Annotated in this window: 22 protein-coding genes; 2 read left to right on the forward strand and 20 right to left on the reverse strand. The window is 38.9% G+C overall.

Going from position 1 to position 22,622, the window contains the following annotated elements:
- Positions 1–27: 27 nt before the first annotated feature.
- The 19 genes from accC to QR40_RS29095 all read right to left on the reverse strand — a co-directional run bounded on the left by accC (position 28) and on the right by QR40_RS29095 (position 20,456).
- Positions 28–1,374, reverse strand: a complete 1,347-nt coding sequence (accC, locus tag QR40_RS29010) for an acetyl-CoA carboxylase biotin carboxylase subunit (protein WP_027292367.1) — start codon at positions 1,372–1,374, stop codon at positions 28–30.
- A gap of 21 nt (positions 1,375–1,395) precedes the next feature.
- A complete protein-coding gene (accB, locus tag QR40_RS29015) occupies positions 1,396–1,821 on the reverse strand; it encodes an acetyl-CoA carboxylase biotin carboxyl carrier protein (protein WP_027292366.1) in 426 nt (141 codons plus the stop codon).
- 31 nt (positions 1,822–1,852) lie between these two features.
- A complete protein-coding gene (locus QR40_RS29020; protein WP_027292365.1) occupies positions 1,853–2,857 on the reverse strand; it encodes a 5-oxoprolinase subunit C family protein in 1,005 nt (334 codons plus the stop codon).
- A 1-nt stretch (position 2,858) separates the two neighbouring features.
- On the reverse strand, positions 2,859–3,587 hold the full coding sequence (gene pxpB / locus QR40_RS29025; RefSeq protein WP_027292364.1) for a 5-oxoprolinase subunit PxpB: 729 nt from the start codon (positions 3,585–3,587) through the stop codon (positions 2,859–2,861).
- Between the two features lie 56 nt (positions 3,588–3,643).
- The gene (locus tag QR40_RS29030; protein WP_044297882.1) at positions 3,644–4,849 is read right to left on the reverse strand and encodes an NRAMP family divalent metal transporter; all 1,206 of its coding nucleotides are present in this window, start codon (positions 4,847–4,849) and stop codon (positions 3,644–3,646) included.
- Between the two features lie 210 nt (positions 4,850–5,059).
- Positions 5,060–7,120 (reverse strand): ATP-dependent helicase, encoded by a 2,061-nt coding sequence (locus tag QR40_RS29035; RefSeq protein WP_044297883.1) that lies wholly within the window; start codon positions 7,118–7,120, stop codon positions 5,060–5,062.
- Between the two features lie 9 nt (positions 7,121–7,129).
- The gene (locus QR40_RS29040; protein WP_044297884.1) at positions 7,130–9,796 is read right to left on the reverse strand and encodes a DEAD/DEAH box helicase; all 2,667 of its coding nucleotides are present in this window, start codon (positions 9,794–9,796) and stop codon (positions 7,130–7,132) included.
- Positions 9,797–9,915: 119 nt separating this feature from the next.
- Complete coding sequence (locus tag QR40_RS29045; protein WP_044297885.1) at positions 9,916–11,016, reverse strand: FtsX-like permease family protein; 1,101 nt, start codon at positions 11,014–11,016, stop codon at positions 9,916–9,918.
- On the reverse strand, positions 11,013–11,699 hold the full coding sequence (locus QR40_RS29050) for an ABC transporter ATP-binding protein (RefSeq protein WP_044297886.1): 687 nt from the start codon (positions 11,697–11,699) through the stop codon (positions 11,013–11,015). The genes QR40_RS29045 and QR40_RS29050 overlap by 4 nt, the downstream gene beginning before the upstream one ends.
- Before the next feature lie 42 nt (positions 11,700–11,741).
- Positions 11,742–11,936, reverse strand: a complete 195-nt coding sequence (locus QR40_RS33430; RefSeq protein ID WP_081999095.1) for a DUF6783 domain-containing protein — start codon at positions 11,934–11,936, stop codon at positions 11,742–11,744.
- Position 11,937: 1 nt separating this feature from the next.
- Positions 11,938–13,065, reverse strand: coding sequence for an ABC transporter permease (locus QR40_RS29055; RefSeq protein ID WP_044297887.1), 1,128 nt, complete (start codon positions 13,063–13,065; stop codon positions 11,938–11,940).
- An 80-nt stretch (positions 13,066–13,145) separates the two neighbouring features.
- Positions 13,146–13,322 (reverse strand): cysteine-rich KTR domain-containing protein, encoded by a 177-nt coding sequence (locus QR40_RS29060; protein ID WP_027292357.1) that lies wholly within the window; start codon positions 13,320–13,322, stop codon positions 13,146–13,148.
- A 206-nt stretch (positions 13,323–13,528) separates the two neighbouring features.
- Positions 13,529–14,209: a hypothetical protein gene (locus QR40_RS29065; protein WP_044297888.1), complete on the reverse strand. Its 681-nt coding sequence runs from the start codon at positions 14,207–14,209 to the stop codon at positions 13,529–13,531.
- Complete coding sequence (locus QR40_RS29070) at positions 14,202–15,047, reverse strand: ATP-binding cassette domain-containing protein (RefSeq protein ID WP_044297889.1); 846 nt, start codon at positions 15,045–15,047, stop codon at positions 14,202–14,204. Before QR40_RS29070 ends, QR40_RS29065 begins: the two co-directional genes overlap by 8 nt.
- Positions 15,040–15,402: a GntR family transcriptional regulator gene (locus QR40_RS29075; RefSeq protein WP_027292354.1), complete on the reverse strand. Its 363-nt coding sequence runs from the start codon at positions 15,400–15,402 to the stop codon at positions 15,040–15,042. Before QR40_RS29075 ends, QR40_RS29070 begins: the two co-directional genes overlap by 8 nt.
- A 332-nt stretch (positions 15,403–15,734) precedes the next feature.
- Positions 15,735–16,592, reverse strand: coding sequence for a ParB N-terminal domain-containing protein (locus QR40_RS29080; RefSeq protein ID WP_138001864.1), 858 nt, complete (start codon positions 16,590–16,592; stop codon positions 15,735–15,737).
- A 96-nt stretch (positions 16,593–16,688) separates the two neighbouring features.
- Positions 16,689–17,711: a ParA family protein gene (locus QR40_RS29085; protein WP_027292352.1), complete on the reverse strand. Its 1,023-nt coding sequence runs from the start codon at positions 17,709–17,711 to the stop codon at positions 16,689–16,691.
- Positions 17,712–18,685: 974 nt separating this feature from the next.
- Positions 18,686–19,099 (reverse strand): GNAT family N-acetyltransferase, encoded by a 414-nt coding sequence (locus tag QR40_RS29090; RefSeq protein ID WP_027292351.1) that lies wholly within the window; start codon positions 19,097–19,099, stop codon positions 18,686–18,688.
- Between the two features lie 319 nt (positions 19,100–19,418).
- Complete coding sequence (locus tag QR40_RS29095) at positions 19,419–20,456, reverse strand: ParB/RepB/Spo0J family partition protein (protein WP_027292350.1); 1,038 nt, start codon at positions 20,454–20,456, stop codon at positions 19,419–19,421.
- 775 nt (positions 20,457–21,231) lie between these two features.
- Here QR40_RS29095 and QR40_RS32780 point away from each other — a divergent pair.
- Both QR40_RS32780 and QR40_RS32405 read left to right on the forward strand, forming a co-directional pair.
- The gene (locus QR40_RS32780; RefSeq protein ID WP_276325474.1) at positions 21,232–21,507 is read left to right on the forward strand and encodes a transposase; all 276 of its coding nucleotides are present in this window, start codon (positions 21,232–21,234) and stop codon (positions 21,505–21,507) included.
- Positions 21,508–21,658: 151 nt separating this feature from the next.
- On the forward strand, positions 21,659–21,949 hold the full coding sequence (locus QR40_RS32405; protein WP_242858602.1) for a hypothetical protein: 291 nt from the start codon (positions 21,659–21,661) through the stop codon (positions 21,947–21,949).
- Positions 21,950–22,290: 341 nt separating this feature from the next.
- Here QR40_RS32405 and QR40_RS29110 read toward each other — a convergent pair.
- The coding region (locus tag QR40_RS29110; protein ID WP_044297891.1) for a transposase at positions 22,291–22,622 on the reverse strand (332 nt) is incomplete at its 5' end.

Here is a 22,622-nt window from a genome sequence, read left to right on the forward strand (position 1 = left end):
TTTATGAATATTTAGATATATCATTTTCTAACTCAGTTTCATCAACTGTTCAATAAATCCGGTATCGGCTTTTCCCTCACAAAATGTAGGGTGCTTCAGGATCTGATACTGAAAATCAATGTTTGTCTCGATTCCCATAATCACCATTTCATCCAACGCGGAACGCATCTTCTGTAATGCTGCTTCTCTGTCCGGTGCGTGGACAATAACTTTTGCAATCATAGAATCATATTCGGATGGAATGCGGTACCCGGTATAAAGCCCGGTATCCACACGCACTCCATTTCCTGCCGGAAGATGCATATGTTTAATCACACCCGGACTTGGCATAAAGTTTTTCTCCGGAATCTCGGCATTTATACGGCATTCAATAGCATGTCCGCGAAGAATAATGTCACTTTGGTTAAAACTCAATTTTTCACCCATAGCAATACGGATCTGTTCTATAATTAAATCCGTACCGGTAACCATCTCTGTAACACCATGTTCTACCTGGATACGGGTATTCATTTCCATAAAGAAAAAGTTGCCTTTTGGATCTACAATAAACTCTATCGTTCCGGCATTTGTGTAATTTACGGTCTTCGCTGCCAGTATTGCATAGCGGTTCATTTCCTCCCGCATTTCCTCTGAAATAGCAGGTGATGGCGATTCCTCAATCAATTTCTGGTGATTTCTCTGCACCGAACAGTCACGCTCTCCCAGAGCTACTACATTTGCATATGCATCTGCAATAATCTGTATCTCCACATGCCTTGGATTCTCAATAAAACGCTCAATGTACATGGTATCATCACCAAAAGCATTGGCTGATTCCCGCTGCGCCATATTAAACTGAAACTCAAATTCATCTTCATTTTTTGCAACACGCATACCTTTACCGCCGCCGCCGGAAGATGCCTTAATCATAACCGGATACCCGATTTCTTTTGCAATCTTTGCACCCGCCTCAGCCTCATAGACCGGTTCTTTTGTTCCCGGAACAACCGGTACGCCTGCATCCATCATTGTCTTTCTGGCATGGGATTTATTGCCCATACTGTCAATTACATCAGCGGATGGACCGATGAACGTGATTCCATTCTCATCACACATCCGCACAAAATCACTGTTCTCAGATAAAAATCCAAATCCCGGGTGTATAGCATCAGCAGCCATATTATTTGCCGCACTGATAATGCGTTCCATATTTAAATAACTGTTCTTTGCAGGACCCTCGCCAATACAGATACGCTGGTCTGCCAGCTGTACATGAAGGCTGTCTTTGTCCTCTTTGGAATATATCGCTACACTGCGAATGCCCAGGTTACGGCATGCGCGGATAATTCGAACTGCTATCTCACCCCGATTGGCTATTAATATTTTTTTAAACACAGTCCAATCCTCCCTTTATGCCTATAATTTGTTTACGCGAAACAGCGGCTGTCCATATTCTACTTTTTGTTCATTGCTTACCAGAACAGCTTCAATTTCACAGTCAAAATCGCTTTCAATCTCATTCATCAGCTTCATCGCTTCCAGTATGCAGACAGTCTGTCCGCCCTTTACCACATCACCTACTTTAACAAATGCCGGTTCATCGGGTGATGCCGCCGCATAAAAAGTTCCTACAATAGGAGATGTTATAAAACACTGCTCTTCTTCTTCCACTGGATTACCTTCCTCCTGAGCTGAAGTATTAACAGTCATGCCTTCTGCTGCTCCAGGAGCATACTTAATCTTGCTCATAGAAATCTTTACGTCTCCTTCTTTGATGGAAAACGTTGTCAAAGATGACTTTTCAATTATTTTTATCAATCCCTCTATCTTTTCTAAATCCATTTAAATACCTCTCTTTCTTATCTGCTTTTATCTATGAAAAGAGTTTTTCCAACCGCTTGGCAACCAGACGGCAGTCCAAAACTTCTTTACAGGGCCTGTGTATTTCTTTTCGGAAATCATCCATTTCTCTTATCTCATCCAGATAAAGACTCTGGGCTTCTGTAACAGTAATTGCCTGAAACCGTATCTTATGATCTGTCTTTCTCTGTACCAGCTTCGGGATATCCACTGATGCAACGGTTGCGATCTTGGCATAACCCCCGGTAGTCTGTCTGTCAGACAACATAATAATCGGCTTTCCATGGGACGGAACCTGTACAGATCCCATTGTAATACCATCTGAAATAATATCCGCCGTATCTTTATAAGCTACAAAAGGACCTTCCAGCCGGCATCCCATACGGTCAAAGTCACTGGTTACCTCATATTCACTGCCCAGAAAGCTTTCCATCCCCTGCTTTGTGAAATGACTGTCCTGGGGTCCTAACACCACTCTCAGCGTAGCATCCTCCTGGTCAAATTCATCCAGATCCAGATTTCTGGATAAAAAGTATGGCAGATATCTCCTTTTTATACGGAATCCCACATAATCACCCGCCTGAAGTTTTCTTCCTTTATATCCCCCTACCCTGCTTCTGATATTGGTGGAGCGGCTTCCCATGATAACAGGGATATCCAGATAGCTTGAAAACGCAATATATGCCCTGCTGCCTGTTCTGGCACTCTGGAATTCCAGTATATCACCCTTATTCATGTAAATCGCCGTATACATTGGCGCCGGTTTTTTATTAATCATCGGCTGGAAATCCCCTCCGGTAATGGCAATAATCGTTGCGGATGTGAATTCCAATGTAGGACCAATCAAAGTGATCTCAAGCGCCGCTTCATTTTCCGGATTGTCTAAAAGCAGATTTGCAATCTTAAAGGAACGTACATCCATTACTCCTGACACACCAAATCCCTGACTCTGGTAACCTGTTCTTCCTAAATCCTGTACCGTTGTCAGCATGCCTCCTTTTAATACGCGAAATCCCATCTTACACACCTCCTTCATGAACGATACACTGATATTCGCCCTTATTGGCTAATTCTTTTATGCGGTAAAACTCTGCTTCATCGATAGGTACGAAACGGATATAATCTCCAGCCTCAAATAAAATAGGCACTTCTCTGTTCGGATCATATGTCTTCACCGGAGTTAAACCGATCAACTGCCAGCCTCCCGGAGAATCCAGTGGATAAATTCCTGTCTGGGAACCGCCGATGCCTACACTTCCTGCATTAATCTTAATTCTGGGATTAGCCAGACGCGGTGTATGAAGACGCTCATCCAGACCTCCCAGGTATGAAAATCCCGGCAGAAAACCAAGCATATAAATCAGATAATCTTTGGAAGAATGCAATTTAATCACTTCTTCCCGGGACATTTTTGCATTTTCGGCAACGGTTTCAATATCCGGTCCAAAATCCCCGCCGTAGCAGACAGGGATTTCAATAATCCGTTTTTCACCAACCTCAGCCATAACATCCACTTTTACTAATTGCCGCATGCGCTCCACAATTTTCTCATATGAGATAATTCTGGGATCGTAATTCACCAGTAAGGAGCAGAAAGCGGGAATTGTGTCAACAATTCCTTCGATCTGCTGTTCCTTAATCAGCTGTACAATAGCCGTAATTTTCCGATTGATTTCCGGGCTGATCTCTTTGCCAAACTCAATCAAAATCGCAGAATCACCTGCTGTTAGAATTTCAATTTTCAGCATTATGCTCTCTCCTATTTCAAAAAGGTGCAATCATAGTGACTACACCTTTGTATTTTCTATGCGAATAACTTACCAAGACCTGAAAGTGAAGTAACTCCAAGATATGCTGCAAGCAGAACTACCAGGATACCAAGAATCAACAGCCACTTCGGATGCTTATAATCTTGTCCCATGATACTCTTTTTCTGGGATGCCACAAGGCATACACCTAAAGTAACCGGTAAGATCAGGCCATTTAAAGCACCAGCCAGAACCAGAAGAGTAGCCGGCTGTCCAAGAATCGCCATAACCAGAGTTGATACTGCAATGAAAGCAATGGTAACCCATTTTTCATATTTTGCAACCGTCTTGCTCAGAGTCTTCATGAATGAAACGGATGTATAAGCCGCACCTACAATAGAGGTAACTGCTGCACAAAGCAATACTAATCCAAAGAATCGGTAGCCCAGCTCACCTGCACCCTGGCTGAATGCATCCGCTGCCGGGTTGTTTGGATCTAAAGTAAGGCCTTTTGCCACTACACCAAGAATTGCAAGGAATAAGAAAATACGCACGATCGTTGCAATTCCGATACCCATGATAGAACTCTTGTTAACTTCTTTTAAATTCTCTTTCTTTGTAATGCCTGCGTCAATCAGACGATGGGCACCGGCAAAGGTAATATAACCTCCTACGGTTCCTCCAAGTAACGTTAATATTGCAGGGAACAGCGCTACCGCACCGGTAGACGGGATAAAAGTTTCTTTAATAGCCTGTCCAACAGGAGGCTTTACAATTACGATAACCACAAAAATTACAACAATCATCACTCCGCCGAGCACTTTTGTCAGAGTATCCATTGCCTTTGTGGCATTTTTAAGTAAAAATACAACGATGGCAATCGCTCCGGCTAAAATATATCCGGCTGTCAGCGGAAGGCCTAATAAGGTATTGAATCCCAAAGCACCGCCGCCTACGTTGCCAATATTAAATACCAGGCCGCCTAATACAACCAGCAATGCTACAAAATAACCTAATCCCGGGAGTAACTTATTTGCCACATCCTGTCCGCGCATCCCGGATACACAAAGCACACGCCAGACATTCATCTGAACGACGATGGCCAGTAAAATAGAAACTAAAATAACAAATCCGAAGCTTGCCTGGAAATCACTTGTAAACTTTGCTGTCTGTGTTAAAAACCCAGGACCAATTGCTGATGTAGCCATGATAAATGCAGCTCCCAGCAGTGCACCACCATTTGATTTTTTCTTTTCTTCCATACAATTCCCTCTCTCTTTCTTTTTTTACCATAGTCACATACATAGAGTGACTGTAATAGTAAAATTATACATTAAAATTTATTTCCAGACAAGTATATATTTTAATTTCACGGATATCTCATATTACATGAAGCTGACATTCACCGGAAAACCAGAAAAAAAGGCGGATGCCGTCCGCAAAGCAGGGAATCCAATTAAGAAAAAGAATTTTCAAACACGCTCTAACTCACTAAAAGCTTTCATAAATTCTTTCACTCCATAATTTTCAAACTCTGCCACAATCATAAGGTCATCTTCTTTTAATATCTTACCCGTCCCATATTTCTTATGTTTTACCATTCCCTGGGAAACCTGCTCTTCCGGTACCGCATTGGATGACTTTTCCTTTGCCCCCTCATTTTTTGCTTCCTGTATCTGCCTTTTGAGTTCCTGCAGATTCACTTCACTTTTTACACCAGCATCATCCTCAATCAGATGGGCGGGAATCATATGGATATATCTGCTTTCACCGGGCATCACCCGATAAAAATCCGGATTCGTATAATATGAAATTTCAAGATAATCTTTTGCCCTGGTAATGCCTACAAAAAACAGCCTTCTTTCCTCGTCCTCCTCTTCGAAATCCTTTGTCCGTAAAGGAATCAGTCCATAATTCACTCCCGTAATAAAAACATGGGAAAATTCCAGCCCCTTAGAAGCATGCAGTGTCATCAGCTTCACCGAGTCTTCCTCACTGTGAACATCTTTCTGTAATATATTTATCCCATAAAGTGCTGAAGAATTCAGGAAATCCGTCAATCCATCCAAAAACACCATCTGCTTTTCCTTAATATAGGAAAAGATAATCTCTGCCAAATCTATGACCGCCTGCCTGTCTTGTGTATAAGCAGATGAAGTAGGCATAAGATACTCATCCAATGCAAAATACCGGAAAAGTTCTAAGGGATTATGTAATTCGCTGCTCTGTTCCGTAAAAGCCAACATTTTATCATATAGTTTTGAAATACCCACATGATTCCCATTCTGGTCTTTTAACAGTTTTACGGCTTCTTTTTTCGTCAGCCGCTCTCCATAATCCCGATTACTTAACACATAGATCCCCGACAAATCGTCATCCGGATTTACACAAAAACGCAGCAGTTTCACCATCCACTTTAGAACCGGAATATCCTGTATCGTCTTTTTCATGGAAACTTCAAATGGGATTCCATTTTCTGCAAATACCTTCTCAAAGACTTCGGACTGATTCTGCAATCGGTAAAATACAGCAATTTCATTAAGCGGCACACCTTCCGACTGAAGTTCCCTTATTTTACCGGACAGATAGCAGGCTTCGTTAAAGGGATTATAATGGTTCTTCAAAATAATTTTATTCCCTGTGTCCCGCATACCCTTTAACGGAGTTCCATTCTGTAAAAAACACTTTGCTACTTCTAAAATAGAACTGCTGGAACGATAATTAATGGGAAGGGATAATTCCTTAGCATGATATTTATCCTTTAAAATATAAAATACATTCCAGGTGCTTCCTCTCCAGCTGTATATAATCTGGTTTGGATCTCCCACAGCAAACAGTCTGGTGTCTCCATTCATAAATCTTTCGATAAAATCCAGCTGCATTTTATCACAGTCCTGCACCTCATCAATAATTATCCATTTGGCTTCCATACTATGATCTTCCAATAATTGATTTGTATTCTGCAAAAGATCCGAAAAAGACATTTTATTTTGATGTACCTTCTCTTCTTTCAACAACTTCACCAGTTTGAAAATATCATCCCGGATGCTGGAATTATTTTCTGTTATCTGCCCCGTCATCGCCTGCTCCAAACGTTTCTTTAAACGATTTTTATATTTAATAACCAGTTTCTCTTTCTCGATCACCTGCATTGCAATATCCAGTTCTTCTTCTGGTTCTATCACAAGAAAGCCCTTTGTATACCCAATCTTTTCAAGAGGCAGCTTACTTCTTAAAAGATGGAGTGCAACACTGTGAAAAGTCCCGAAATTCTCCAGCTCATCCATTGGAATTCCCGCATCAGTACCAGTCAGACGTTCTTTTATTTCATTTGCCGCTTTATTGGTAAACGTAAGTACTACCATATTCTGATATGGAACATTTCTCACATTATGCAGGTACATGATCTTAGAAATTAATACCGTCGTTTTACCGCTGCCCACGTTAGCATTTACGATACAGGCATCGCTTTCATCCAGCACTGCTTCCCTCTGGTACTGGTTCAGCCGTTCTAATTCTTTTTCAAACTGCATGGAAACCTCCTATTCCATCAGATTTTCATATCTTCTCTGTAGTTTATCCTTTATTTCACTTCGGTCTCTTCCCTTCTCCATTTGCTTAATCTGCAAACGGATCCCCTGAGGCGCTTCCGTGTAAAAAGATATTATATTTAAAAGGCTCTTTCTATTATTCTCCTCCAGAATCCATTCCTTATAGAAATTGCTGTCCGTAAAAAGAATCAGGTCCGCTCCATCTGTCTCTACTTCCGGTATCGTATTGAAAAAAGCTGCAAAGGTATCTCCCCGCTCCTTTAAATATTCACAGAACTCCTGCCACTTTTCCGGCAGTTCTTTAAATTGAAACTGTTTTTGCATAAAGGTAGAGGGGGCATATTCTACAAGCTTCACTTCTTTGGGTACCGGCTCTTCCTCCAATAGATTCTGCAATCCCCAGAGAATCATGTTTTTATCTAATTTATAATCCCCGATACACACCGCACATCCTTTTTCACATTTGCATCCATTTACCAGGGTGATTGCATTACGGATAATCTGTTCTGTCAGGTCATAGACCTTCTCCGAATATCCAAGACCTCCAATATACTTATCATAGATAAACAGATATACCTCTCCACAGGCAAAGTTTTCCCCCATGCCAATTGCATTTCCGGACATGACAACACCGATATCCTCCTGCTCTGTCATCGTAGCCATCATTGCAGCATTCTTAATTGCATAGCACAAGCCTTCAAAGTGATTATTCCTGATTAACTGTCCATTGGGGCTCTCCTGAAGCAGGCGTCTGTATGCCTGTACTACGTTTTCAGGAATCTTAATCCAGGTACTCTCCGTATCGTAATCCTTAGACAACGGCTGTTCCAGCTGCTCATACCCCAGATTCTGATGATTATGGAATTGCAGCTTCTTAAACATATAGACCATCTCATCCACATTTACATCTCCAAATGTAATTGTTACACGTTTATAAGCTCTTTCTTTGCTTCCCTGAATGATCCTTATATTGGTGTTACTGCCCGGCATTGTATAATAATTTCCCTGAAAGGTCACTGCATAAGCCGTTTTACATTCCAGATCCAGTTTTAGAACCTGATATTGTACCCCGTCATGCATGTACACTGCACCCTTATGAATTTCCCGGAATGCCTGCAGCTCGTCCATTTCCGTAATTTCCTTCTGATTGTCCTGATTCATCAGTTTATACCTGGATTTGTCAATATTTCTCAAACTGAAATCTCCTGCCGGAAAGGCATTACCTGTCCAGGCAAATTTCCCCCCCTGGCTTGCCAGTTCCTTTGCCCGGATCAATACAGGAATTGTCTCGCCCAGATCCGGAAACAATGAAATATCATCCAGTGTCAGCGGAATCTCTGCTGCCGCCGCACGGATATGAGAAAGCTCTATAAGCAGATTATTCTTATCAATAACCGCATTCTCACTGCCGGATTCAAACAGCCACTCCGGATTAATGGCTATATACTGGTCAAAAGGAAGATTATCCAGAATCAGATAATTGGTGCAGCGATTGCTGCTTCTTCCAGCCCTTCCCGTTTGCTGCCAGAAGGAAGCCCTCGTGCCCGGATAACCGGAGAGCACTGCTGTTTCAATTTTTCCAATGTCAATACCAAGTTCCAGCGCATTAGTAGAAACTAACCCGCACAAAGCTCCCGAGATCATCTTACTCTCAATTTCTTTTCGCTCCAGCGGTGTGTATCCGCCCCGATATCCGGAAATCCTGTCTGTAAGCGATACTCCGAAGAAACTTTCTGCTTCCAGCTTATCCCTTGCTTCCTTTAAAATAATCTCTACATTCTTTCTGGATCTGGCAAATGCAATAAAGCTGTGGCCATTCTCCACTAATTCCGGAAGAAGTTCTGCTGCCACAGCTGTGGACTGTACCTGTCCATAATATTGCTTATCTTTTCCCATAATCCTGGGTGGCTGAATCAATTTATAATTTCTCTCAGACGCACCCGAACCATCCCGTTCAATCCGCACAAATTTCTGCCCGCAAATACCTTCAGCCAGCTCCACCGGATTGGCAATGGTTGCAGAACTGCAAAGATACTGGGGTGAAGAATGGTAATACCTGCATACTCTTCCCATCCGGCGAAAAACATTAGCCAGATGGGAACCAAAAGCCCCACGGTATGTGTGAAGCTCATCAATCACTACATATTTCAGATTAGAAAAAATAAAATCAAAACCGAATTTACTGTGATTTGGCAGAAAAGCACTGTTTATCATTTCCGGATTAGTCAAAATAATATTAGCGCTTTTCCGGATTCTGCTTCTTTCATTTACCGGTGTATCTCCATCATATACCCCTGCCGCTATTCTGTTCTCACCGAAATACTCCAGAAATGGCTTGATTGCCCTGAACTGATCACTTGCCAAAGCTTTAGTCGGATATATAAAAATAGCTCTTGTCAACGGATCTGCCAATATTTCCTGGATAACAGGGAGCAGGAAACTCAATGTTTTACCGCTGGCCGTAGAAGTTGTGATTACAATATTCTTTTGCTTTGCAGCCTCCAGAAACATTTCAGCCTGATGGCAGTAAAGTTTTGTAATTCCCCTGCATGACAGATACTCACATATTTCCTTTGATAAACCATCCGGGAAATCAGCATAAACGGCTGCCCTTTTGGGAATCGTTTTATTGTAAATAATATAATCCTGTATATTCACGAAAATGCTCCTATTCTATTCAAACATTATTGTTTTTATTATAGCGCATAAGACTGTGAATTACATCTGTTTTTTCATGTTTCATGCCGTGCTGTCATTCTGGCTGCTTTCCTGCTGGTTTAAAAATTACGAGTTCTTTTCAAACTGGGCATTATACTGAAGACAGATACAAATACGGGTATTGCACCTGCTGCTATCAGTCCTCTTAAATTCATCACTTCCAGAATTTTACCATGAGGCTGCATAAATAAAAGATTTACCACGCCTACAACCGCGGTTGTAAATAAAATCCCCGATAGAAAACCGCATACACATACCAGAAGATTTTCCAGCCAAAGCTTGCGTGATAACTGTCCGCTGGTATAGCCAATAGAATGTAAAATCATCATTTCATTTTTCCGATTTGCAAACAGAATGGCATTTAAGTTTCCCAATGCAATACACAGTACCAGAACCATTGCCGCCGTCAGGACATAGGTCAGGGACTGCATCGAAAGGAGTGTGGCACCATATTCCTGTTCGTAATATGAGCGGGTTCGGGTTACCACATTTGAGGGCAGATCATTAAGCTGCAATGCCTGATTATCTACGCTGAGAGGCTGGCTTCGATACATCACACTTCTGCTTATAATCTGTTCTTTTGTTTCCTCCCCCGGCTGGCAGGTAACTGCGAAAAATACGTCTCCCTCTGTTAATCCGCAGATTCTGTATTTACCATACAGCATATATTCATCAGACACTTCCGTACCCACAAAATCACCTACCTCCAGGTTATTCTGCAGCGCATACTCCCCCGGCACAAGAAGCTCTGATTGGTTATTCCCCGGAAGCCTGCCGCTGACAAGCTGCACACCGCAATTTTCCAACACTGAAGATACATCATCACTGAACAAATTAAATGTCAGCATCGTCGTACCGCCCATTCCTCCCCGGTAATAAGAAAATCCGGGCAGATCCATCTGTACCGGAATTGGATCTGCTTCCTTCATGCTGTTCAGCTGTTCATGGAAATTCAAAGGCAGAGGACTGTCATCGTCAGTATATACAATATTGTATTTATTCATCACATCTGTTGACGCCACACTCATCATCTTCTCTGTTGTTGCACTAAAAAGAGAATAGAAGTAGATCATAAACACCCCAACCAGCAGTGAAAGGTAAATAGGCAGGACTTTTTTAAAATTATTTTTCAGATATAAAAAAGCATTCAGCGGTTTCATCGTCTTTCCTCCTGATCGGGTGAATACATCTGCGTTATGACTCCATCTTCTATCTGAATCATCGTATCTGCATTTTTAAGGATACTCCTGTCATGGGTTACGATAACCACCATCGTATTTTGTGTATATTCCGTAAGCAAATCAACCACTTCCATGGCGCTTTCATGATCCAGTGCGGCAGTTGGCTCATCCCCGAATATCACCTTGGGATCGTTCATCAGTGCACGGGCAATAGCTGCCCTCTGCCGCTGTCCTCCGGATAACTGGTAGGGATATTTGCCGGCTTGCTTTGCGATGCCCAGACTCCCCAGCAGCCCCATAGCCTTCTTTCTTGTCTGCCTTGTATTAAGATTTATTGGAACCAGGGCATTTTCCAACACAGTCATATAATTAATCAGAAAATGCTGCTGGAATATAAATCCAAAATCCTGCCGGCGCAAATTGGCTAAAGCCGTGTTATCCATTGCTGTCATGTCATTTCCATCATATACAATCTGACCGGAAGTAGGAATTTTCAATCCTGCCATGGCATATAAAAGGGAACTTTTGCCGCTGCCCGAGGGTCCCATGATTCCAATCATACCACTTTCCTTCAGAGACAGATTCACATTACTTAAAGCTGCTGTTTTTGCTTCTTTGTCCATATCATAGATCAGACTAACATTATTTAATTTGTAATTCATTATGGTTCCTCCTCGTATAGAGGATCGCAATTACGATCCTGTTTATATAAAATAATTGTTTTTACCACCGTTTGCTCTAAAGCGTGTTTTAAAATAGCTTTCTGGCAGCTGTGCGTCCCACTTTGTGGGAGATTTGACCCGGATGAAGGACGCGTAGCGGGCTACGTAACCTGAATTCGGAGCAAATATGCCGCGAAGTGGGGCATGCAGATGGCAGTAATGAAATTTCAAACACACTCTAGTTTTGTTCCACTATAGAAACGGCATCTACGCTTCGAATCAAGCGTCTGACAGGAATCAGTACAAAGACACCAGTAAAGAGCGGCGCCAATACTGACATGATAGCTGCTTTCCCATAAAACACAATTCCCGTCCCGCCGATGTCATCAAAGAGTCTGGGAATAATTGCTGAGGTCAGTAATATTGCAATCAGTAACCCGATGATTAATGCGATTAAATTTGTTACTATCACTTCCCGAAATGTACGGGCTGTCAACTGCCTGCGGGTATAACCCAATGCTCCCAGTACTCCAATCTCACTTTTCCGAGAAAAATGCTGTGCATAATTGGAACACACAAGACAGATCACCATTGCTAAAATTGCAAGAATTACCATCATATCCAATATCTGAAATGTCTGTTGATTTTTCGCATAAGTTCTGTTGTACAACTCCAGCGTCCAAACAAGTAATCCCTGGCTGTTCAAAGCAGCTACCTCTTTTTCTGCTCCTTCAAATCTCCCGGTTCGGGGAAATACTACAATTCCGCTATCCCCATACTTAATGGATTTATCACCTGGAGTGGGGGAACCTATCAGGGAAATATGACTGTCACTTTCCAGTATGCCAACTACTATATAATCCCCGGGGAGTGATTGTGTCTTATCATGCTTACTCCCCACCTGACTTCCTATCTGCAGTTTGTTATTCAGTGCTACATTTTTATCAATAGTTAACTCGTTTGTACCTTCTTCCGGCAGTCTGCCGCTGCTTAATTTCATTTGAAATCTGTCTAATAACAATTTCTGGTCTTCTGCCGAGCAACCGAATGCAGCTGTGTGAGTAGTGGAACCAGGTACCGAAAAAGTAATCTTTTCAATTGCAATGGGCACGGTAACATCAATGCTGTCACTGCTTTCCAATTCCTCTATGGTTTCCCGGGGAATTTCCGGAACCGCAGACGTAGATACTACAACCATGCCATAGTGAAAACGGTTCGCATCCAATGGATAAATAGAGCCCGCAATGGAAGCCACAAAACATTCCATAAGATATACCAGGCAGATCGCAACAACAATTATAATAACGTTAGATAACAATTTCCGCTTATTGTGACGAAAAAAATTAATGGTTGATAATGGGTTCATAAATTACCTCGATTCTATTTTTTTATAAAACAACGCAAACAGAGCCAATAACTGCGATTCATCTCATTTTGATTCGCAAGTTATCGGCTCTGCATCTGTGCGTCTGGCTCTGTGATAACGGATATATTCAGTTGTTGGACATTTATCAGGTGTTCCTGCCTACACTTAGGACAGTATAGCGGAAAATTTAAAAGAACAGTATCTGCCCGAACCCGTGTGCGGGTTTTGTTATGGCAGGCTGGACAGATAATCCACATCTCTTCCTGTTTTTTTAGTTCTTGGTTTAGTTCTTTGTTTAGTTCTTGTTTTAATTTCTGGTTTAATTCCTGGTTTAATTCTTTGTTTAGTTCCTGGTTTAGTTCCTGGTTTAATTCTTGGTTTAGTTCCTGGTTTAATTCCTTGTTTAATTCTTGCTTTAATTGCTGCTTTAATTGCTGTTTAAATTGTTGATTTACTTCATTAATCAAATTCGTTTCCTCCTTAGAACATATAAATCTACTGCATAACACAGAGCAGTTAATACAAGACAACATCCGATCTGGATAAACACATTAGGATGAAATATAATTAGACTGAAAAAACCTTCCAGGACATTTCGAAGTACAGGCACCGGAATAAATACACTAAGGACTACAACAAGCAAAACATCTGCCAGCCAGCCCAGCCAAGAACTTTGCATTTCTGTCATCATATGTACAAACACAGCCATTAACAATAGAAAACAAAATTGTTGAATAAAACAGATTACTATGCCATGACTCAGCCAACCAAATATTTCAGCCAGATTCTGAATGTTAACCAAAGAATCAAACAGCGCTTTGCTGCAAAAAAACAGTATCATATTACCCAGTGACGCTGCCGCGGCAATTATAATATAGTTGGCAAGGCATCCCCAATAATAATCCTGCTTCTTACCATTCAGATGCATAATTCTCTTAAAGTTTCTCCCTGCAATAAAAATTGGTGCTAATACAACAAAAACATACAGATAGTTACCTATTTCAACATAGATATTTCCGGTAATACCTGTTGATGCACCAATCAGATTCCATACGCCAGCCAGCAGGAACACGGCAGTGATTATATAGGCCGGCAGTAAAAACCGAAAATTTATCTTTGCTATAACCAATGCTTTTTTATTCATCTGCATTTCCTCCAACCATATTCACAAAGAACTCCTGCAAGCCAACAGATTGTACCGAAACTCCTGCCGGAATCTTCCCCCTCTCATCATAAATAAAAGCAGAAGTATGGCTCCCCAATATTTTCTTACTGATTACGTTCAGATTTCCCACTATAGAAACCACATCGGCAGTACGGCCTGTGATCACATAAGCCTTTTCATCAATATCATTAATATCCGCCTCGAAAATAAGTCTGCCTTTATCCAGAATCATGACCCGCTGTGCACTTTTCGCTATTTCATCAATCATATGAGTAGAGACAATGATTAGTTTCGGATGTTTTTCAAAACTATCATTCAGCATTTCGTAGAACTCTTTACGCATAACAGCATCAAATCCTAAAAGTGGCTCATCTAAAATAACAACATTTGCATTGCTTGCAAGCCCCATCAGTGTGGTCAACATGGTCTGCATCCCAAAAGACAGCTGCTTATATTTCTTATGTAAATCAAGCTGAAATCTATTTGCCATGCTTTTGGCAAAGTCGTAATCAAAATCATCATTGAGATTACCTGCCATTTTTAACAGCATTCCCACCGTTGTATTAAACTGTGTCATCTTGTTTTCGATAAAGTTGACATTTTCCGGCATCACAGACGTTTTTACCTGCCTGCCGCAGACTTCAATCTGACCGGAAGAAGCATTAATATGTCCGGCTATCATTTTGAGCAGCGTCGTTTTGCCTGCTCCGTTCCGGCCCAGGAGACAATATATCTTATTTTCTTTTAATTCAGCCGTAATATGGTCAATTGCTATTGTTCCGCCATAATGCTTTGAAGTATCGTTTAAGCTAATCATTATGTTCCTTCTCCTTCCGAATCGTTTGAATTAACTCTGCTTCAGATATTCCCAGTTTATCTGCTTCTGTAAGCAATTCTGGAACAGCTTCTTCAAAAAAAATCTTTTTCCGGCGGTTTAGTATTTTATCCCTTGCACCGTCAGTGACACACATTCCAATTCCCCTTTTTTTATATAGAATTCCTTCCTCTGTCAAATTACTTACAGCCTTTACAGATGTGGTAGGATTCACAGACAAGAGTTTTGAAATTTGAGTTGTTGAAATAATAATATCATCAACTTGATAAGTCCCGGAAATAATGTCATCCTCAATCATTTCCATAATTTGTTGAAAAATAGGTTTGTCATTATTCAACTACTTATTCCCTCCATTTCTTAAGGGTATTTGGTTAGTGATGTAACCCACTAACCAGAATTTAGCACATAAATACTTGATTGTCAACAATGATTTTATTCGGGTTTTAAAATTATAAGATCATAACTCAAGCTAATATAAGATTTTTCCAATTAAAATTAGAAAAGGATATGGATGAAAAATAATAAAAAGGAACTAGCAAAAGAAAAGAGACAGAAAAATAAACAGCTAAATTTGTATCTGATTTTAAACTTAATTATGTTAAATAAAAATAGAGTTGCCACATTATTTTTGTGACAACTCTGCTATTGTATTGTAATAAATTTTTTCGTTTAAGTAACTGGATTAGGATTATTTTTCAGATATTCTGACAAAACTCTTTTTATTTCTTCTTCCCTGCCAGCTGGAACTGTTATATTAATCCTTCTCATAATAATTGGATCATCCAGCGCCTCTGCAATATCTTCTTTTTTTCTCATGCTCTTTTTCAATGACATAATCTTATTATCAGTAAGACGATTATTGTATTTTTCGTAGATCCACTCCTGCATCATTTCATCAAATAGAGCCAGCTTTAATGCAGCTTTTCTTTGAATTTTTTTATCAAAATACATTTCCTGAAACTGGGGAATTAGCTTTTCTCCGATAGTTTTCCATTCATAAACCGCTGATTTTTGAATCCCCATTGACTTTGATAATTCTTCAATCGTTTCTCCTGCCTTATTCTTCAGTTCTTTTGCTCTTTGAATACGGCGTTTAACCATATCGACTGTCATCTTTGTATTTTCAGGACGCTGCAAATAATTTGTATCTTCTATAATATCCCTGGCTTTTTCATCTGTTAATTCATTTTCCTGATATACTATGGAAGGAAGATATAAGAATCTTTTCTTTTCTTCTTCTGGCTGATCTTTATATTTTTCATATAAATCCTTGTTACTATCTCGTCGATTATGTCCAGCCAACAACATATATCTGCCATTTTCTCTCTGCCATAAAATCAACGCATTTAGTGTACCATGTTGTTCAACTGACATCATAAGCTGCGCATAGGTTGCACGATCACTATCCTTAAGCCTCGGATATCTGTTCCAATCAGCAGGAGCATCATCCATTAACTCCCAGCTAATATATTCTAGTATTTTACCGGTACTCTCTACCAACTGTTTATATTTTGTATCTTCCTGCATCTGCTCCGCCTTCTGCATATCCTCTTTTGCAGTACCGGCAAGTGCTTTCATAAAATCTGTAGAACTGAATCCTGTCTTTTTGCCTTTAGCTGCCATTTAATTCCCACCCTTCATTTTCTCTTTAATTCGACCTAAAATTTCATCTGTTAAACTTCTAATCTGTTTTGAGAATCTGGAGTTCCTTGTTTCCCCATACGCACCTGCCGGCATAAGCACACGCTGCGACTTTTCAACTGCGGCATCATTAGAAATAAATGTTTCAAATGCCGGCCAGCTAAAAAACGAATTTGCATCATCAATCGCATTTTTAACTTCATTTTTTCTTAAATTAACTTTATTGAAAACCAGTCCTAAACAATCCAGTTTTTCATTAGTCTTTTTTACTATTTCGATCATCTCGGTGATTGGTACTAAAGCCTTAGTAGAGTAGAGTGCACACTCAGCAACTACAATTACGTAATTAGCTCCATTTAAAAACGATTTATTAACAAGTCCCATCGTCTTGTCCACATCTACAATCACAAAATCATAATAATTTTCATCTTTAAGCTGTACTAATGTATCTTTAAACATAGAACTTACATGTTTTTCCTGCATAGTAGCAACCGTACGTTCCAATTCTTCCATAACACCAGATGCTGGTACCAGATCCAAATTCAAATAATCAGTTTCTACCGTAAAATCTTCAAGGGATCTATGCAATATCATTGCGTCATATATATTTTTATCTCTGAATTCCGTATATCTACACTGTAATGTACTGGACATATCAGCCTGGCTGTCCCCATCAACTGCAAGAACATTATAACCTCTGCTTGCCAATTCATATGCAACATTTTCTGCCAAAGTCGATTTTCCCGTACCTCCTTTTCTGGCACCAAAAACAAGTACTTGAGGTTCATCAAAACGCAGCATTTTTTTCTTTTTTGCCTTCTTAGTTTCATCCAGCAGCCATTCAGCTTTTTCTTCATCCAACATAATTTTTTCTGCCATAATATCAGAAAGAAGTCTTTGCTTAATACCGGTTGCTCTTGCCCATTCTTTCATATCCCAATCGCGTTGATTTAACAATCTTGTAATCTCGCTCATTATTTTTTCTCTTCTATCCAGCCTGTTCATAATATACCTCCGTCCAATGATGTTCCTACATTATAATACATCATTCTTTTTAACAATTCAAGTTAATATGTGTTTTTCTTCGCACAAACAATAAATTAGTTTGCGCAGTAATTTCCGCGGGGCGGAAAAATTGTTTTTATGCTATTGGTTAGGGTTGTGAAAAGAAAAGGTTTGTTTGGAAAGATAGATGGTTTTAATAATAGATTGACGTTATAAATATATTTAAGTGTGAGGGGGGGGGTAGCATTGTATTTTCTCTTTATTTTATAGAAAAGTTATAAGTATAATTAACTTTTTATAATGTCTGGACTTAAGTGTAATTGTATATATGTGATTATTAGGGTAAGAATAATACTTGTAAGATTTAAAAATGAATAATTAAAGATATATTTTTTCTCGATAAAAAGAATAGTAAAAATATATATTGACTAACTATAAGAATACTTTTTAGTATCCAAACAGAATACTAAAGCAGTAGTATATACTGTATGGCTTTTAATGATTAATCCATGTTGTTTTAATGTCACAAGACAACATCTGTAAGTAATTGTAAGTAATTTGTAAGTAATTTTCAAAATTTTTATTACATAATGCTGATTAAAAAATTTGAGTATATAATATCTAAATATTTATATATAACTTAAAATTCCGCCCCGCGGAAATTTAAACACAAAATAATATCTCGACTCAATTAATATAGATATTTAATTATCCTTTAGATTTACATGTTATGTTATGATATCATATTGTAATATATAAAATATTTCTTTCTACATATTATATATATTACTGTATAACAACTAGTTTTCAAACGGACAGTAGTATATGTACAAATATTTTTTGTAGTTCCCTTACACGACCTATAAATAACATATACCGGCCCCCCCCTAACAAGAAAACAGTAAAATCACTAAAATTGCCCTGGATAATTACTCCATTGTCTTTGAAACTTTTTAACAACGCTAATATTACACCTATAAATCTTTCGTTAGATAATAGCGTTTTCCTGATATAGGATATTCTTCTAAAGTAAACGCTTCACTATAACCATATCTTTTATAAAACTCTGGTGCCTGAAAACTAAATGTATCTAAAAATACATACTTACAGCCCCTTTCCTTCGCAGTCTGCTCAGCTTGCTGTAATATACGGCTTCCAATACTTTGTTTCCTAAACGCTTTCTTTACCCATAAATATTTTACAAATAACCAATTACCATGAGTATTTCCTATCAAACCTCCAACTTTTTCTCCCGTTTCATCTTCTATATAAATTCCCAGGTCCTTTAAATTTTTATCTTCAATCCTGGTTAAATTATATTCCAATAATCCTTGAAAGATAAGTTCTTCATCTTGTTTTTCTATTTTATCAGTAATTAAGAATTTCATATTACATACACTCCTTGTTTATAAACAGCAGTAGCATTTATTATGAGATTTGTCCCCATCAGGTCACGTATCAGACTACATAACATGCATTTGGAGCAAAATATACCACAAAGTACGACGTCTAGATGGCGTGAATGAATTATCAAACACGTTCAAATAGTCCATACAGTTTGATAATTACTTTTATCATGAATCTCATAACATTTTGTGATATGGATGATACAAATTAGGGAGGCATAGTAGGTTTAGCAGACTAAATTTGGCCCGTTGTTGTAGCATTATTATTAATAAAAGCGGTAGTAGCTCAAAAATTTAATATCTAAAAATCATCATATTTTAGATATTTCAGCTTTGTTTGAATGCTTCTCTGTAATTCCTCCAGTTTTTTAATTACAACTGGTATTTCAGATGTTTTATAGATCGCGTCACCTTCCAAAACTTCGCATAATTCTTTTGCATTTTTTAAAATTGCCTTTGTGCCATTTCTTCTCCTCACACGCTGCGGTTTTTTTTCTAATTCCTCTTTTCTTTTTTTCTCTTTTTCAGGATATAGTGCAATATCATTTCTATCAAACTGATATCCCCGTTCTTCTCTGACATATTTTAGCTCTGAAATTTCTTTTTCCAGCCAAGTTCTCGTCACTCCGTCTTTATTATATAATTTTAATCTGCCATTAATTCGCCTGTAAAGCATTTCTTGAGCATACTTTGTCATGGTAGAAGCAGCCGATAAAGTAGACCATGATATCCCATTATCAGCTAGTTTCTGTAACTCCGGAATCAAATTTAGCAATGCTTTATATTTTGATACCTGTGAAGTTGAAATCTCTAAATCTTGAGCAACTAATTGAATAATCGATTTTTCGTATTCACTTCCAGCTTCTTTCTTAGCTCTCTGTTCTTCTTCATGTGCATCATACAAAAACTGTGTTTCTTTTGCAATAATCATTGGTGTCCTATTTCTTGAATGTAAATTTGCACGTCCCAGTCTTAAGGCCCTTTCCCATTCAGCAACTGGGGGATCTGTGATAAAAACTGGATATTCTTTTATGCCAGCCTTTCTACCAGCGTACCTTCTCCTATGTCCCGATTCTATTCTATACTTTCCCTGATATGGATAAGCCAATATAACTCCCTGGAACCCATATTGTTTCATATCTTCAGCCAATTCATTGACTTCCAATTCGCCATATACTTCAGTATTTATAGGATCATCTACCAACATGTCATCCGGTAAATACTTAAGCTTACTGGCGAGCGACTGATCTAGATCCTGTACATTCATTTCTTCCGTAATCTGTTTCAAATCTTCTTGTTCTGATTCAGTAACAGTCGCTTTTACAATATCTGCCGTCATATTTTCTTAGCTCCTTTGTATTATATAATCTATACTTCATATTTTATTATCCATTTAATAGTCTATAGAGCTTATACATCAAATAGATATAACTTATTATTCAAAAACTTTTCAACTACTAACTTTAAACTATCTATAGGGTTCGTTGATTCTACAAAAATAGACAATTATATCTACTTGTAAGTTAATAAACTACTTATAAAATGAAAAACCTCACGGTGATGTTTTTCATTTTAAGATAATTATTACATATTAGTAGCTATTATTCAAGATATATTTTTATTATTAGACACTCTTATAATATCATATTATGATTATAACGAGTCTTAACTAGTCTCAGCTTCTTATAATTGTCGTTTATTGTCGTATTTACTTTTTTTTAATAATTTTATTCTTAATAATAGCTTTATTAAATAGGATGCCTCCTTTATTCATTACAATAAAGTAAACAGGAATCGATTTCCGCCCCGCGGAAAATAACGTGTTAACAATTATTATATACGGTATGGCATTTTACAATATTAAGATAATTGTACCTAGCGCGAATTCTTTAAAATATGATATCATTGCCTTTCCTTTTTTGGTATAATTAAAAAAGGGGACTGGTATTATGATAAATCCTACAATGTTCGATCCTAAATCGCAAAAGAAGCTTGGTATTCTGATGATGAAAATCTTCAACTGTTAAAAACAGAACTGGAAACCTATCTTTTATTATTTTCCTTGCTTTCAGTCAGAACCACAGCGGAAACTGTTCCAAACCTTTATCTATGGGCTGCTCCAACAGTTCTTTTCCCGCTCCCCATTTGATGAACAGTCTCTTTTGAATGTATATCAGAAAATGCTGTTCCGGCAGATTGATGCACAAGCCGGGGCGCTGTCTGTGGATGATACAAGCTTTGTAAAAAAAGAATACCTTTCTGTTGGTGTAAAACGGCAGTACTGCGGCCGCTTGGGTAAAACAGAAAACTGTCAGTCTGGCATAAGCAAGAAATATGCCAGACTGACAGTTTTCTTGCTTATGCCGGAGACAACGGATATGGACTCGTAGAAAATCATCACTGTACCTCCCTAAGGAATGGTACAGTGATGATTTTCTACACTGCGTGAAACTTGCCATATCCCTGGGGAGTTGGCCTTCTCCACAAAAAACGCGCTTGCTCTGGAGCTGCTCAACCGCGCACTGGGGAGCGGCCTGTTTCATGCACAGTGGTTTGGCTGTGATGCGGCATATGGGAATGACCATGACTTTTATGGACAGCCTAAAGCTACCGGAAGGGGTATGGTATTTCGCAGCAACTAACGCAAAGGAACAGTTATTTATCCGGTGCTACTCGTGCCTTAAGGATGGAAACCGCAGTTATGTCAAGCCCGGCTATGCAATATGGCTGTATCTAAGGAGATATGCAGACGGCGAAGTTAAATATTTTGTATCGAATGCCCCGGAAAGTCTACCCCCTGAGGAACTGGATCGTGCTGCCACCTTAAGATGACCAATCGAGCAGTGTTTTGAGAAATGTAAAAGCAACTTAGGAATGAGCCATTATGAATGCCACAGTTATCAGGGCTGGAACCGACACATGTTATTTGTAATGATAGCTCATTTATTTACCACAAGGATACGGGAAATTTTATAAAAAAGCAATTTCGTTAACACTGGCGATAGTAGTAAAACTAATGCATGAGATTATGAATCATGCAGTTACCAATAAGAGAATCATTGTATGTTACCACATACGTAGGAATCACTGTGCATATTTATCGCATCGAAAAACAACACTTTTAAAATGTTCGCTGTAGTACTAGAGCGTGTTTTAAAATTGCTACACATTGGTCATTTTAACCAAATTAATATTGAAGCGATACACAAAAATCCCAGATAGGTGAACGCAAGTTTGTCATAGCGGGTGGCAATTCTACGAAATGCCTTTAGCTTTAAAAAGAGTTTTTCTATCAGATGCCGCTCTTTATATAGCCACCAATCGCAATGACGTTCAAACTTTGCTCCCTTTCTTGATGGAATTGTTGGTTCACCACCTTGCTCATAGATATAGTCAATCAGTTTATCACTGTCATATCCACGATCAGCAAGTATGTTACTTCCTTTTAAATTTACATGTTTCAATAAGGGAATCGCGAAATTAATATCGTTGCGTTGTCCTTCAC

Origin of the sequence: Robinsoniella peoriensis (assembly GCF_000797495.1) — a bacterium.
Lineage (GTDB): Bacteria > Bacillota > Clostridia > Lachnospirales > Lachnospiraceae > Robinsoniella > Robinsoniella peoriensis.